General features: G+C 34.2%; 13 protein-coding genes. 12 read left to right on the top strand and 1 reads right to left on the bottom strand.

What is annotated here, in order from left to right; all coding sequences use genetic code 11:
• The first annotated feature begins 506 nt into the window (after nt 1–506).
• The 11 genes from EKH84_RS19565 to EKH84_RS19520 all read left to right on the top strand — a co-directional run bounded on the left by EKH84_RS19565 (nt 507) and on the right by EKH84_RS19520 (nt 13246).
• Entirely contained in the window at nt 507–2759 is a 2253-nt protein-coding gene (locus tag EKH84_RS19565) for an ATP-binding cassette domain-containing protein (RefSeq protein ID WP_127067592.1), read from the top strand.
• 784 nt (nt 2760–3543) lie between these two features.
• Entirely contained in the window at nt 3544–4689 is a 1146-nt protein-coding gene (locus EKH84_RS19560; RefSeq protein ID WP_013658282.1) for an IS1/IS1595 family N-terminal zinc-binding domain-containing protein, read from the top strand.
• A gap of 259 nt (nt 4690–4948) precedes the next feature.
• Nucleotides 4949–6364 carry an extracellular solute-binding protein gene (locus EKH84_RS19555; RefSeq protein ID WP_127067591.1) on the top strand — a complete coding sequence of 472 codons (1416 nt, stop codon included), beginning with the start codon at nt 4949–4951 and terminating at the stop codon, nt 6362–6364.
• A 115-nt stretch (nt 6365–6479) separates the two neighbouring features.
• Nucleotides 6480–7376, top strand: a complete 897-nt coding sequence (locus tag EKH84_RS19550) for a carbohydrate ABC transporter permease (protein WP_013658280.1) — start codon at nt 6480–6482, stop codon at nt 7374–7376.
• Complete coding sequence (locus EKH84_RS19545) at nt 7377–8264, top strand: carbohydrate ABC transporter permease (RefSeq protein WP_127067590.1); 888 nt, start codon at nt 7377–7379, stop codon at nt 8262–8264. It begins immediately after the preceding gene.
• A gap of 212 nt (nt 8265–8476) precedes the next feature.
• Nucleotides 8477–9109: a GyrI-like domain-containing protein gene (locus EKH84_RS19540; protein WP_013658278.1), complete on the top strand. Its 633-nt coding sequence runs from the start codon at nt 8477–8479 to the stop codon at nt 9107–9109.
• A gap of 252 nt (nt 9110–9361) precedes the next feature.
• A complete protein-coding gene (locus tag EKH84_RS19535) occupies nt 9362–10228 on the top strand; it encodes a damage-control phosphatase ARMT1 family protein (protein WP_127067589.1) in 867 nt (288 codons plus the stop codon).
• Between the two features lie 149 nt (nt 10229–10377).
• Nucleotides 10378–10545: a hypothetical protein gene (locus EKH84_RS22255; RefSeq protein ID WP_190283405.1), complete on the top strand. Its 168-nt coding sequence runs from the start codon at nt 10378–10380 to the stop codon at nt 10543–10545.
• A gap of 102 nt (nt 10546–10647) precedes the next feature.
• Complete coding sequence (locus EKH84_RS19530) at nt 10648–10989, top strand: arsenate reductase family protein (RefSeq protein WP_013658275.1); 342 nt, start codon at nt 10648–10650, stop codon at nt 10987–10989.
• 443 nt (nt 10990–11432) lie between these two features.
• Nucleotides 11433–12275: a MurR/RpiR family transcriptional regulator gene (locus EKH84_RS19525; RefSeq protein WP_190283404.1), complete on the top strand. Its 843-nt coding sequence runs from the start codon at nt 11433–11435 to the stop codon at nt 12273–12275.
• Between the two features lie 20 nt (nt 12276–12295).
• Nucleotides 12296–13246, top strand: a complete 951-nt coding sequence (locus EKH84_RS19520) for an ROK family protein (RefSeq protein WP_127067587.1) — start codon at nt 12296–12298, stop codon at nt 13244–13246.
• Nucleotides 13247–13319: 73 nt separating this feature from the next.
• On the opposite strand, the gene nagB is transcribed toward EKH84_RS19520, so the two are convergent.
• Entirely contained in the window at nt 13320–14072 is a 753-nt protein-coding gene (nagB, locus tag EKH84_RS19515) for a glucosamine-6-phosphate deaminase (protein WP_127068170.1), read from the bottom strand.
• 247 nt (nt 14073–14319) lie between these two features.
• Between nagB and EKH84_RS19510 the strand changes: the two genes are divergently transcribed.
• On the top strand, nt 14320–16170 hold the full coding sequence (locus tag EKH84_RS19510; RefSeq protein WP_127067586.1) for a beta-N-acetylhexosaminidase: 1851 nt from the start codon (nt 14320–14322) through the stop codon (nt 16168–16170).
• The last annotated feature ends 53 nt before the right edge of the window (nt 16171–16223 follow it).

Raw genomic sequence — 16223 nt, 5'->3', positions numbered from 1 at the left:
GACTCTGGTTTAAGCTTTGTTTAAGGTAATGCTAAATGTAAAGCATTATAAAATAACTTATAAAAGAGCGCTTCCCTTTACAGCGCATCAGTGAACATTTTCCTTAAGTCCAGAGGTACCTATAACAATAGATTGAGACTTGGCTGACCCGGTCAGTTCCTCAGATTGAAGCTGTGGTGATTCTGCTACGAGAAGTTATTTGTTTTATCTTTACATTATATTATATGTGATGAGAAAAGGAATTCCCTAGTTAAAGATAAAAAAATATTACTATTCAAAATTTATAAAATCAAATTAAAAAAGTCGTTGAAAAAAATTTTTAATTGATATAGTCTTGAGTATATCAATATTGATTACATTATTTTATGAAATGATACTCTCATAGGACAGGCTAGCTGTGCTTAAAAAGGGTGAGATGGTTTATGAAGGTGATAGCATTACAAAATACAGTTGACTCATCCCTAGGGGGAGACTGTAACATAGTCTTATATAAGGAGGCGAGTGATATGTTAGAGAGAGACAAGATTGTAATTAGAGGTTTACATCAAAATAATCTAAAGAATGTATCTCTAGATATTCCAAAAGAAAAAATAGTCGTGTTTACAGGGGTGTCTGGTTCAGGTAAATCAAGTATTGTATTTGATACCATCGCAGCAGAAAGTCAGCGTCAGATGAATGAGACCTATAGTGCCTTTATCAGAGGAAGATTACCTAAGTATGAGAAGCCAAAGGTTGAACTTATTGAAAACCTTTCGGCTTCTGTTATTGTAGATCAAAGTAGATTAGGCGGCAATGCAAGGTCTACAGTAGGAACGATTAGTGATTTATATGCAGCACTTCGCTTGTTGTATTCAAGAATTGGCACACCATATGTAGGAACAGCTTCTTACTTTTCCTTTAATGATCCCAATGGCATGTGTATGACTTGTTCAGGCCTAGGAAAAGTGACAGAACTAGATATTAGTGGCGCATTAAAGGAAGAATTATCTTGGAATGAAGGTATGGTGGAGTTACCAGCTTTTCACCCTGGCAACTGGTATTTTAAACAATATGTTGAATCAGGCTTATTTGATCCTGATAAAAAGCTTAAGGACTATACGGAAAAGGAGCGAAACTTACTCTTCTATGGTGCCTATGAAAAAGATGGGGAGCGCGTTAACAAACGCGTAGAAGGTATTCATAATCATCTCTCAAGACTTCTTCTAAAACGTGATACTTCTACATCAGGAGATACTACGCAGAAACGACTTGAGACAATGATTCACCAGAAAGAATGTCCAGTATGTCATGGAAGACGCTTGAACCAAGAAGTACTAAGCTGTAAAATTAACGGCTATAGTATAGCAGAGCTTTGCGAGCTAGAATTCGTGCAGCTTCGTGAAGTGCTAAAGGAAATAAAAGATGAGAGAGGCAAGACCATCATACAGACGCTTATTGCTTCACTTACGCGAATGATTGAGATAGGACTTCCTTATCTAAGTATGAATAGGGAATCTGCTTCATTGTCAGGTGGAGAGGCACAGAGACTAAAATTAGTCCGTTATATGGGAAGTGCCTTAACAGGTATGACCTATATTTTTGATGAGCCAAGCACAGGGATGCATCCAAGAGATGTGCACCGCATGACCAGACTTTTACAAAGCCTAAGGGATAAAGGCAATACAGTACTTGTGGTAGAACATGATAAGGATGTCATTAGCATTGCAGATGAAGTCATAGATGTAGGGCCTCTTGCCGGCAGAAATGGTGGTCAAATTCTATTCCAGGGAAGTTATGAGGCACTATTATTATCTGAAACACGAACAGGGAGGGCAATGAGAGAGCAGATTCCGTTGAAAGAAAAAGTGCGCCTTCCTAAAGCGTTTCTACCAGTTCAAAAAGCCAAACTGCATAATCTAAAAAATATTTCTGTGGATATACCACTTAATATTCTAACAGTGGTAACAGGTGTAGCTGGCTCGGGTAAAAGTACATTAATCCGTGATGTGTTTGCAGAGACTTATTCTGATAGGGTTATACTAGTGGATCAGTCACCTGTAACGGCGACTTCACGTTCTACACCAGCTACCTTTCTTGGCTTTTTTGATGAAATAAGGAAGGTAATGGCCAGTGAAAATCAGGCAGAAGCCTCATTATTTTCATTTAATAGTAAAGGGGCATGCCCTATATGCGGTGGAAAAGGTGTAGTGGTGACAGAACTGGTATTTATGGATCCTGTAACCACAGTGTGTGAGAGCTGCGAAGGTAATAGATATAGTGAAGAGGCAACTAGCTATCAATATAAAGGAAAGAACATCGTTGATATACTGAATATGACTGTAGAAGAAGCCCTAGAATTTTTCGGGGATAATCGTAAAATTAGTAAGCATATCAGGGCGATGAATGAGGTGGGCTTATCCTATCTATCCCTTGGACAACCTCTCTCAACTCTCTCAGGTGGGGAAAGGCAAAGGATTAAGCTTGCTAAGTATTTGAATCAAAAAGGAAATATCTATGTGTTAGATGAGCCCACAACAGGCTTACATGCTTCTGATGTGAAAAATATTATGAAGCTTCTAGATAGCTTCGTAAAGCGTGGTAATACGGTGGTGGTGATTGAGCACAATCTAGATGTGATGAAACAAGCAGACTACATTATTGATATTGGGCCAGATGGAGGGAACGCCGGAGGAGAAGTTGTATTTACAGGGACACCAAAAGAAATGATTGCTTCTGCAAACACTATTACAGCAAAGTATCTACGCAAATCATGTGAATAGAAGGAATAAGGATAGATATATGACAATATAGAAATGCCCGAGTCATGTGAGAAGAACACTTGATTCGGGCATTTTTATAAGAAATTAATATTCAGTTAATGTTGAATGGTCATTGAATTAATGTCTCTCTTTTATAATAGTCATATGATAAAGGGGGAGAAAACAGCTAGTGGTATGCCTTATTCACTAAAAGTTTTGTACTAGAGTTTTTAAATTTATGCAATTAATAGGAAAAGAAACAAAAAAATAAAAAGCCTAAGCGATGTGAAATTACATGACTTAGGCTTTCTCATTTTTGGGAGGCATACTTTGAACCTGAAAAATAGATGCTCATCTTAGAGGGGCGACAGTGGGGAAGCAGGCGTTTCTATTTTCTCAGACTCTTAAATTGAACCTACTCATCTGAATGCTAAAAAAATATGAAATAAATTAATTAAAAATAAAGTCGATTGATTTGGGAAAATTAATCTATTTATAGAAGATAAATAAACTTATAAAAGTAAAAAAATTAACTAAGAGGACACCTGACTTGCAGCATATAAATAAGTTTTCAAAGAAAAACAAACCACAAAAATGCTACTTTGATAAAGAATATACAGTGTGCAAAAGATGATTATCCTTAAATCAAGGGATAATTTTCTGAAAAAAGTAGTCATTTTTGTCATTATTATAAACAAAAAAATACAATATTTAAATTGTTTATAATATTGATTTGGTTTATATTAATAAGTATAAGATTAATTTAAGTTAAAATGAGAAGATATTTACTAGAGGGAGAGCAAATATGTCAAAGGGAAATATTGGTTTTGAGGAAGTTTTAGAATTTATTGAAGATTTGCCTTATAGTAAGTTTAGAAAGTTAGTCAATCATTATGCTTTACATAATGGCAAGGAGTTTGAACAAGAGCTGAATAATATGGTTATTCTAGACTTACAGTCTAGACTAGAGAAATTAAATATTCATAAACATTGTCCTCAATGTCAATCAAGTAAGGTAGTCAAGAATGGTAAGAGAACCAATGAAATACAAGAGTATAAATGTAAAGAGTGTTCAACCAAATATACATTATTTACAGGCACGCTGTTGGAGAAGACGCGTTATGATTGGGATAGTTGGGTCAAGGTGTTAGAGATGACGCTTAATAACTATTCACTTCATAAGATGATACATATTTTGGAAGAAACGTATGGTTATGAAGGAATCAATTATAAGACGATATGGCATTGGAGAATGAAATTAATACATGCATTAGCAAAGCTCCCTATGCCAGTACTTACAGGTGTTATTCAAATTGGAGAGATAAGGATTAAGGATTCTAATAAAGGCAATAGAAGGATTATTATAGAGGAATGTGATAAGGAGAAAGAAGATACAAAGCAGGATTTGATACTGATTGTATCGGCTATTGATAATAGAGGATACTGCGTTAGTAAAGTGATGCCCAATGAGGAATTTACCACAAAGCTGTTTAAAGAAGAGTATAAAAGGAATATAAGTGCTCCAGCGTATATTTGTTCCTACCCAGTACAGGTGTATGAGGAGTATAGTAAAGAATATAACATACCTCATTTTATTAAGCCCTTTCATTACATAAATGATATACAAACTCAAGCGTTTATCAAGGAGTCTGATGAGATATGTAATAAGGAATATATTAAGAATAAGGGGAACATTACATATGGTGAGGTGAAGCGGCTTAAAGAGCTGTATCACTTGGGGGTAGAGGAGATAGAGAAGATCAATTTACAGTTACAAACTTTTATTAATCAAAAAATGACCAATGTAAATACTAGGTATTTGCAAGATTATATAGGATTATATGTGTTTAAGAAAAATTGGGAGGTCACCTATGGTCACTTACCTACATCAAAAGAAGATGCAGAAAAGATATTTGTTGAATTACTTAAGCGTAAAAAGCAGGTTTTATAAGAATTGAAGTCTACATAAAGAAGTGTACTAATGACTCTCCTTACATATGATTATTGGTAAAAAAAGATAAATTAGCCTATGTGTTATGCAAAATAATGTATAAAACCATCCCTACTTAAATGGATAATATACAAAAAGCACAAAAAGTTGACTTATAATAAACTGATTTTGTATAATATTCTTGTAAGTACAAAGCAAGTGGTTATTTATCATTTGTTTAAATTACGAGTTGTACATAACTGAAGGGGGTTGATGAATAATGAGTAAAAAAATGATGAGCATTTTATTAAGTGCAGCAATAGGAACGACAATGTTAGTTGGATGTGGTGGAGGAAATGGTAGTACTACTACTTCAGGAACACCAGCACCAGCTGTAACAGATTCAGCTGAGCCGTCTGACTCTGCAGAACCAGCAGGTGGAAATGGGTATGCAGGTGATTTATCACTCATGCACTTTTCAACCTCAGAAGAATCTCAAGGGAATGGAGGTTCTGATGGATTCCGTACTATGATTGCAGAATGGAAGGAAGCAAATCCTAACATTAATCTAACAGAGAATGTATTAGCTAATGCTGAATATAAAACACAGATTGCAACTTTAGCTGGTGCAGGAGATTTGCCAGATGTGTTCTTAGTTCAAGGAATGAATGTTAAACAATGGGCTAAAGAAGGACTTATCATGGATATGACAGATGTTATTGCAGCGTCTCCAGACAGTGCTAATTATAATGAAGCAATGTTTACACCATTTAAAGACGAATCAGGAAAGATCTATGCTATTCCAGCTTTAACTGGTGGTACTTGTACAGTCGTTGTGTATGACAAACAAATGTGGAAGGATGCAGGATTTGATACATTCCCTACTAATTGGGATGATGTATTAAAAGCAAAAGACTATTTTAGTGGAGAAGGTATTGACACAATTGCATTTGGAAATGGTGGTAAATGGCAAGCTAATTCATGTTTTGTATCAACAGTAGGTAATGTGTATACAGGTAAAGACTGGTTCCAATCTATTATTGATAAAGGAGGAGCAAAATTTACAGATCAAGCATTTGTAGATGCTCTTACATTTACACAAGATGCATTTAAATCAGGCGTGTTTAATGCAGACTTTAATGCGATTACTAATGAAGATGCTCGTGAATACTATATATCAGGTGAATCAGCAGCATTCATCGGTGGTAACTGGGATGTATCTTACATCATGGCAACTTTATTAGAGGGAAATGCAGAAAAATATAATAATATTGGTTTTGCAACATTCCCTACTCCAGCTAATGCTAAAGGTTTAACCAATGCGCAAAACATTGGTATGGGATTTGGTGTAGCCATTAACCCTAAGTTAAAGGATGATCCTGAAAAATTAGCAGCAGCAATTGATTTAGCATACAAATTAACAGGCTCAGATTTCTCTAACTTTGTGGCTTCAAAATATGCACTTAGTGGTATTGTAAAAGTTGAAAATGTTGACTTGAGTGCATTTGATGCAGTAACACAAGCATTTTATAACTACTCTTATGTAGATACCAATGCATGTGAAATTTACGATTCATATGTAAACGGTGCTGTTTGGGATATCTTCAACACAGAACTTCAAGATATGTTAAATGGTGATACAGATCCACAAACAGTTGCTGAAAAAACACAAGCTGCATACGAAGCTAATTACTAATATTCATATGAGAAGATATTATTAGTAGGAAATAGCCAATAAAGTAGGGGGCTAGCCCGTTGTGTGGCTAGCCCCTGTTTTAATAAAAACTTAGGAGTGAAGGGGGTCTAACTGTATGCTAAGAGCCGTTAAACCAAAAGGCAGAACCATAGCATTGTATCTATTTATACCAGTTGTTTGGTATACTTTTGCTGTATTTGTGCCACTTATTACAGCTATGTTTTATAGTTTTTTTGAATGGAAAGGTGGACCTAGTAAAACCTTTATTGGATTAGAGAATTATGTAAGTTTATTTAAAGATAAAATATTTTGGGGCGCTTTTATTAATAATATTTATATTGTTATTGCTTGTATCATAGGTCAGATAGGTATTGCTTTTGTTGTTGTACTAATGGTTAACTCAAGACTTGCAAAATTGAAAGGTATTCATCGTACCTTTGCCTTTTTCCCAAGTACGGTGTCAGCTGTATGTATAGGTTTTATTTGGATGATGATTTATGACTACAAGAGAGGCGTTTTAAACTGGGTATTAGAAGCAATTGGTAGAGAAGATTTAACGAGAGTTTGGCTAAATGAGCCAGGGCTTGTATTACTTTTAGTTTGTATTCCACTTATTTGGCAATTTATAGGATATTACATGGTTATTCTATTATCAGCCATTGGCTCTGTAGATTCAGAAATATTTGAAGTAGCTGAGTTAGATGGTGCTAGTGCATTCCAACGTGCCATTTATATTGTATTACCACTTATTAAAAATACAGTTCTTGTTTGTGTTACTTTGTGTGTGGCAGGAAATATGAAAGTATTCGATCATATTTATACCATGACAAAGGGTGGACCAGGTAACTCGTCTATGGTTATGGCAATGTATGGCTATCAGGTATCCTTTTCACAGCAGAACATGGGATATGGTAGTGCTATTTCTGTAGGAATTTTCGTAGTAAGTTTATTAGTTATTGTAGGTGTGCAAGTACTAGTGAATCTACTAATGAAAGATAAGGGGGTGGAATAGATGCCAGCACAAGTAGTTCAGCAAAAGCAAGTGAATAAGAACTCACACAAAGTAGGTATCAAAACGCATATTGCTTCCTTTTTCTTAAATGCTTTTTTAATCCTATTTTCGGCATCATGTATTTTCCCGTTAGTATGGATGTTTCTTTCTTCGCTTAAAGAAAAAAGAGAGTTTAATGCGGATATTATGGGACTTCCAACATCCCCCACTTTCTCTAATTATATTAAGATTTTAAACAACGAGGATTATCATTTGGCTGAGTCCATGTTTAATAGTGTAAGGACCACAGCTCTTTCTATTATTCTAATTGTTTTATTTGGATTTATAGTAGGTTATATTTTGGCTAGGGTTAAATTTAAGGGGAATAGAATTTTATATGTTATGTTTCTAATGGGGATGTTAATTCCTGTCCATTCACTACTTGTACCTATATATGTGGTATTTAAAAACACTCATTTGAATAATCAGTGGTTTACCCTCATTATACCGTATGTAGCCTTTGGGTTGCCGATTGCTATATTCTTAGTAGAAGCCTTTATTAAGTCAGTACCAATAGAATTAGAAGAAGCGGCAGCAATTGATGGAAGTTCATTTTCAAATACGTTATTCAAGATTATATTACCTGTTACAAAACCAATACTTGTAACAATTGCAATCATTCAGACCTTTGCATGTTGGAATGAGTTCTCATTTGCTTTAGTACTCATTCAAGATGCTAACTTGCAAACTGTTCCATTGGCAATGACTATGTTTAAGGGACAATTTGCATCAGATTATCCTAAAATTATGTCGGCGATGCTATTAACGATGTCACCTATTGTTGTTTTATACTTCTCCTTTAGTAAACAAATCATTAAAGGTATGGTATCTGGTGCGGTAAAAGGATAGGATTTAAGTGAAGCATAAGAATGTAATGATAAAGAGATTAATAAATGAAAACGCCCAAATCATATGCAAGAAATAAATGATTTGGGCGTTTTTTCTATTTGTATTGATTTAAAGGAAGAAGATTCAAAACATATTAAAGCTGACATACTGTTGTCAGCTTTAATATGTTAGGATCTAATAAAGTACATATATTACAAACGAGGTGAAGGAAAATGTCATTCGATTATAAAAAAGAATACAAGTCATTTTATATGCCACCAGTGAGACCTGTTATTGTACAGGTACCAAAGATGAACTTTATTGCAATAAGAGGAAAGGGAAATCCAAATGATGAAGAGGGAGAATATAAAACAGCTGTGGGATTATTATATGCTGCATCCTACACTCTTAAGATGAGCTATAAAGGTGAGCATCAAATAAAAGGCTACTTTGAATATGTAGTACCGCCATTAGAAGGTTTTTGGTGGCAAGATGGTATTGCCGGAGTAGATTATTCAAATAAGGATACTTTTAATTGGATTTCAGTCATTCGTGTACCTGACTTTATAGCTGAAACAGACTTTCAATGGGCAGTAGAAGAGGCAACTAGGAAGAAGAAGCTAGATTTTTCCAATATGGAATTTTGGAGCCATGAGGAAGGCCTTTGTGTTCAGTGTATGCATATAGGTTCTTTTGATAATGAGCCAGAAACAGTACGTGCTATGGAGGAATTTGCTAGCTTAAAAGGTTATGTCATAGACTTAAGTGATACTAGACTACATCATGAGATTTACTTAAGCGACCCAAGAAAAGTAGATGTATCAAAGCTTAAGACTGTGATAAGGCATCCTATTAAGGAAGCATGATGATGAGGGAGAGATTTATTAATTTAGTAACTGAGAATCTTGATAGTGGACACCTATGATGCCTATTGCTGATAAAAAGCATCAACGTAGCATTAAAAGTAAAAAGGAGAGAATACAAGGCGTATTACATTTTGATTAAGATGTAATACGTCTTAAGTTTTAATCATAAAATAGAAAAAATATGCATATAGGGTTTTGAAATGAAGAAAAGTATATTATGATGTACATAATAGTCTAGGAGGAAATATAGCAATGAAAATGAAAGATCAATGTTTGCCCTGTTTAGTTAATCAAGTTATAAAGGTTGCAGATATAACGCAAGCACCAGATAGAGAAGCGTTATATAGAAAAATATTTACATTTCTTGCTCAGCTGGACTTTCAGAAGACTAACCCAGAAGTTATAGGAGAAACCTTCGCTATTTTAAAGACACATTTAAAGAACGATGACCCTTATTATGAGGTGAGAAAATACTATAACATGCTATTAATGGATATGAGTGAATCTATAGAAGAACATATTGGGAGTGATGAGTACCCATTTTATCAAGCTGTTAAGTATGCAGTAATTGGCAATATTATAGACTTTAATCCTATTTACAATAGAACCATGGAAGAAATAATGAAGTTTATAAATGATGCTGAGCATTTAGATTTTACAATTAACCATGTAGAAGCTTTGCAAAAGGATATACAAGAATCAAAGACGTTATTATATTTAGGAGATAATTGTGGTGAAATTTGTTTAGATAAATTACTTATTAAACAAATAAAGAAGGAAAATCCTAACTTAAAAGTGCATTTTGGTGTGAGAGGCGCTGCTGTTGTAAATGATTCTATAGAAGCAGATGCTTATGATGTAGGGATTGATGAGTATGCCACGATTATTAGCAATGGGGACTATGCACTAGGTACTGTTTTAGAAAGAACAAGTGAGACATTTAGAAAGGTATTTGAATCTGCAGATGTGGTCATTGCAAAAGGTCAGGCTAACTATGAATGTTTAAGTGAATATGAGAAGAAGAAAATTTATTTTCTTTTAATGGCCAAGTGTCAAGTGATAGCAAATGATATTGGAGTAGCCACCAATTCACTAGTGTGTCTTAATAAAAATATGTAATTTGTCTTTGAACATAAAGAAATGATAGATGATACCCTAGCTAAACATCTTCTGAATAAAAGGTATTTGGATGGTATGAACCACTTATTTATGTGGGTATGATACTCGTGTTTATTATAGGTCTAGTGTTTGCAGGGGGCATGAGTATATTGGGGGCATATTTATTCATTTTATCTCAATTAACACTACTTATTATTGGAATCATTAAGACTAGAAAGCACAAAGATGTAGATTATGGAAATGTAGTGTTAGTAAATAGTGTGGGCTTAGTGGTAGCTTGTGGACTTTTCGTGATTATTAGATTTTATGTTTTTTAGGAGACAGGCTATTTTAATAAATGCTTATTCAGGATAAAATAAGAGTAAATGAGAAAGCATAGAAGGAGCAATTAAGTAGCATGTCTACTTAATAATAGAGCAATGAATATACAAATTTTTGGAACTAAAAAGTGTTTTGATACCAAGAAAGCCGAACGCTATTTTAAAGAACGTGGCATCAAGTATCAACTGATAGATATGAAAGAAAAAGGCATGAGTCAAGGTGAACTTAACAGTGTGAAACAAGCTGTTGGTGGCATTGAGGTCATGATTAATGAAAACTGCAAGGATAAAGAGGCTTTATCCCGTATTCAATTCGCATCCAACATCAATAAGGAAAAAAGAGTATTAGAATATCCGCAGCTTTTAAAGACACCTATTGTAAGAAATGGAAAACAGGCTACCATAGGTTATAAACCAGAAGTCTGGAAAGAATGGGACTAATAAAAGGCTATTTATAGAGGAGTTGGTGCACTAAGAAATTAGTGCCCGGCTTCTTTTTTTAGGTAAAATAACGAGTTATATGAGTAAATATTCGATATTTGGATAGAAAAACTTGTGTTTAATTACTTAGGGGATAATATACTTCAATGAGATATCATATTTATCTGATTTGAAATTGAATTTAATTAGCATTCAGAAAGTAATTTCTTTGTTATATTCCTTAATAAGATTATGACTTGTTTAAGGTTGTGAGATTTAGGTAGTTCATACTGTGTAAAAATTATTAAATATATCGTAAAGTATCTAGAAACTTCTTTCATGAAATAATTATTGAAAAAAATGTAGAAATAGTGAATAATATGAATATAAGTATGCTATACGCGAAATCAATCCTAGAGAATTGTTTCGTACTGATTTCTAATTTGAAAGAAGTGAACGAGGTCATGAGCGTAAATAATATCAAACAGAATCTTTTATCGGTATATGAAGATATGACAGCAGTAGAAAGAAGTATTGCTGATTTTTTTTTAAATAATGGTGAGATGCTAGACTTTTCAGCTAAAAATATAACAAAACTTTTATATATATCAGATGCTACATTATCCCGGTTTGCAAAAAAGTGTAATTATAAAGGATATAGAGAGTTTATTTATCTATATGAAAAAGAACTACAAGAAGAACTAAATGAACGAAATATTAGTGTACTAACCAAAAGAGTAAAATACACGTACAGTACCTTAATGGAAGAGAGTTTCAACATGTTAGATGAGAAAAAAGTAAAACGTGTATCAGATTTAATGAATTCTCATTCTAGAGTTTGTGTGTGTGGTATGGGAAGTTCTGGATATAGTGCAAGAGAAATTCAGTTGCGATTTATGCGTCTGGGTATGAATATTCAAGCCGTGACGGATTCACAAATGATTCAAATGTCCACAGCCATTTTAGATGAAAACTGCTTGCTTCTTGCTATTTCATTAAGTGGGAAAACAAAGGAAATTATAGATGCTTTGAAGATGGCAAAAGGTAAAGGAGCTAGTGTGGTATTAATTACTTCTGAGATAGATGTAGAGGGTAAGGATAACTGTGATGAAGTACTCTATGTAGCAACAGCTAAGAATCTTGATGCAGGAATGAAAATATCACCTCAATTTCCAATCTTGATTTTGGTGGATGTATTGTACATGTATTATTTTGAAAATGATGCAAACAAGAAAATGTCCAAATATAGAGATACCCTTTCTGCTTTACAGGGAGGAAAAGCAAATAATAAAAGAGAGAAAAAATGAAAAGGAGATAGAGTATTAAAATGAAGGATAAATGGTATTTGGGAATTGATATTGGTGGGACTGCAGTAAAAATTGGATTGATGAACGAAGAAGGAGAAATACTTAAGACTTGTACAGAAGTTGTAAATTTTGATGGCTATGAAACGCCGATTCTTGAGACGGTAAAAAAATCAATTACTTTCTTCTTAAAAGAAAATGCTGAGTATGAAAAAAAGCTATGTGGAGTAGGGGTATCAGCTACAGGACAGATTGACACCAGTAGTGGTATTGTAATTGGAACAGCAGGGCACATTAAGAATTGGATGGGAAGCAAAATTAAGGAAGAGTTAGAAGAACTGTTGAAATTACCTGTTTCTGTAGCCAATGATGCCAACTGTGCTGCACTGGGTGAATATTGGATAGGAGCAGCAAAAGGTGTTCAAAATGTAATCGTGATTACAATAGGGACAGGTGTTGGTGGAGGAATTATTACTGGAGGGAAGCTTTTATTAGGCGCACAAGGAATTGCGGGAGAGTTAGGACATTTTATTATTCAAGCAGATGGAAAGAGTTGTAGTTGCAAGAGTAGAGGGTGCTATGAAAAGTATGCATCTACGACAGCGCTAATAGAGCTGATAAATGACGAAATATCAATGTGTAGGTTAGAAGCATTCGCAGATAGAGTAAATGGAAAGACAATCTTTCAAGAATTAAAAAAGGGTAATAAGCAGTTGGCACAGTTAGTAGATCATTGGATTGATTATGTCGCAGCAGGTATGGTAAGTCTTATACATATTTTTAACCCATCATTGATGCTAATTAGTGGTGGAGTTAGTTCACAGAAGGAGCTATTTATTGATAAGTTAGAAAGCAAGATTAGAAAGCAAATTATGCCAAGTTATGGAGTGGGACTTAGGATAGAGAAGGCAGCATTAGAAAATAGCGCTGGACTGGCAGGAGCGGTATACAATCATATTTTTAGTCAAAATTAATAGAGAAAAAGAACAAGCGACGATAATGGAGAAAATCGTCGCTTGTTCTTTTTATAAAGGGAGTTTTTAGATGTTATTTTACCGTAGTATATAGCTTATCTGGCAATTTGGCTAAGGCAGCTTCATCTGCAATAATAGTTAGATCGTGATGAAACTGCAATATAGAAGCAGGAAACTTAGGTGTTACAGCTTCCATAAAGGAATGATAAAGCGCATCTGCTTTGGCCTCTCCAGTGGCAATTAGAACTACTTTATTTGCTTGTAGAATATACCGGATTCCCATAGTAATGGCTTGCCTTGGAACTTCGTTAATGTTATTAAAGAGTCTTGCATTTGCGGCAATAGTGTTTTCACTTAGATTTACAACATGGGTATCCAAAATAAAATGGTCATTTGGTTCATTGAATCCAATATGTCCATTGTTTCCAATACCAAGAATTTGTAGGTCAATGCCACCAACAGAATGAAGATAGGAATCATATAAAGAACAAGCTTTGTTCAAATCTTGTGAATATCCATTTGGTACATGAGTATTTTCAGGTGGAATATTAATCTTAGAGAATAAGTGCTCATGCATGAAGTGATGATAACTTTGTTCGTTATCAGGGGGAAGCCCCACATATTCATCTAGATTAATAGAAATGGTATTGGAAAAATCAAGGTCTCCTTTTTCATACCACTCTACTAATTGCTTATAAGTACCAATGGGTGAAGTGCCGGTGGCTAGTCCTAGTACACTATTAGGTTTTCCAATGACTTGTGCGGAAATGAGATTGGCAGCCCGTCGGCTAACAGCCTGATAATCTTTTTCTTTGTAAATTCTGATATATTCCATGTTTATTATCCTCTCTTTCTTTTTGAGTGTCCACCTGGTAATTGGTTTGTCTTGCTCATTATAGGCAATAGTTCAAAATGTCACAACAGATAAGCAGAATCTAGAAAGAAATTTCACATAAATTACATAAAAACAGGATTTTTAGTGAGTACTTTCTGAAAGTTTATGTTTTATTGAAATATCAATAACTGGTTGTTATAATGCATTTATTCAGGCTAGAGGATGGGAGGAAAGTTAAATGAAGTTGAAATGGGATTTATTAGCGGATGACATAAGATATATTGCTGAAGAGGCTGAATTATTTTTGAAAAATAGTCCTGATAGAAGTACATACTATATTTCTGCATTTGCCAATAGACAGAATGGTTATTTGATGAAGAAAGATAAAGACAAAATAATTATTCAATATGGAAAGCTAACTGATTTTTGTAGAGCATTAATGGTGGCAGCACAACAGGATGGAGAATATCAAATTGAAGAAAAGAAGCATTTTGGCGATTTTGGTTATATGGTGGATTGTTCAAGAAATGCGGTTCCCAAAGTAGATACCTTAAAGACTCTTATTAAGAGAATAGCGTTTATGGGCTATGACTTTTTAGGGCTTTATATAGAAGATACTATTAAGGTAGAAGGAGAACCTTACTTAGGATATATGAGAGGTGCTTATAGTAAACAGGAGATTAGGGAAGTAGCTAATTATGCTGCAGGCTTTGGAATAGAGGTGCGACCATATGTACAGACTTTAGCACATTTTAACCAAATCAAGCGCTATGAGGAATATCAGAACATTATAGATACAGATGATATTCTTCTTGTAGGAGACGAATCTACCTATGAATTTCTAGAGAGATATATTAAAACCATAGCAGAAGGTTTTCAGGCCAAGAAGATTAATATCGGAATGGATGAAGCTCATATGGTGGGTCTTGGGAAATATTTAGATAGAAATGGATATAAGAACCGATTTGACATTATGTATGATCATCTTGAGAAAGTAACGGATATTTGCAAAAAATATGGATTACAGCCCCAGATGTGGAGTGATATGTTTTTCCGACTTGCTTTTGGAGGTGAGTATTACATAGAAGATGCAGAATTAAAGTCAGAGATAAAAATACCTAAAGGTTTGGAACTAGTATACTGGGACTACTATTCATGTGATGAAGAGCGCTATGATAATATGTTAAAACGTCACAAAATCTTAACAGAACATATAGGGTTTGCAGGGGGCGCTTGGAAATGGACAGGATTTGCACCACATAATCAATATAGTTTAAAAACCAGTAAAGCAGCATTGACAGCATGTATCAAGAATAATCTTGATTCTGTAGTGATTACTGGGTGGGGAGATAATGGAGCAGAAGCAAGTCTATTCTCTACACTTCCAGCACTTTATTTCGATGCCAATATGGCTTATGAGTCAAAAATGATAGATACACCATTTTATATGATGACAGGGATAAGAATGGAAGATTACATGTTAGTTGATATAGTAAATCCATTTTCTGAGATACAAGATAAGCATAATAATGCGAGTAAATATTTTTTATACAATGACCCTCTTATAGGTACATTTGATTCTGTAGCAGTGGGAATAGAAAAGAATTACTATTATTTAGCAACAGAGAAATTAAAAGAGTGTATTAATAATAATCCACAAAGTTCATTTATTTATTTGTTCCAGACATTAGAAAAGTTATGTAGGGTATTAGAGTGCAAGTTAGAGTTAGGAATACGTATTAGAAAGGCATATATTTCAAGGGACACTCAAGTATTAAAGCAAATTGCAGAAAAAGAAATTCCAGAATTACAGGTAAGAATAGATTATTTCTATCATTCTTTTATGGAACAGTGGTACTTAGAAAATAAGACATTTGGATTTGAAATTCAGTCCATACGAATAGGTGGACTCAAGCAACGCCTTACAGAATGCGCAGAAAAAATTTGCTTATATCTACAGGGAAAAAGCGATTTTATAGATGAGCTAGAGGAAGAGCATTTACCATTTCATTATTTTGAGCAAGATGATTTAAAATCACTCAATTATAATCTTTGGAGTGATATTATAAGTCCAGCTGTAGTGGGCTAACTATTATAGGACAATACGGAGCAGTGCCGTTTGTTAATTATAAGAACTTTTTA

The organism is Cellulosilyticum sp. WCF-2 (assembly GCF_003990395.1).
In the GTDB taxonomy this organism is placed as follows: Bacteria; Bacillota; Clostridia; order Lachnospirales; family Cellulosilyticaceae; genus Cellulosilyticum; species Cellulosilyticum lentocellum.
Note: the sequence above shows the minus strand (reverse complement) of the source record. Positions and strands in the feature narration are given on the sequence as shown.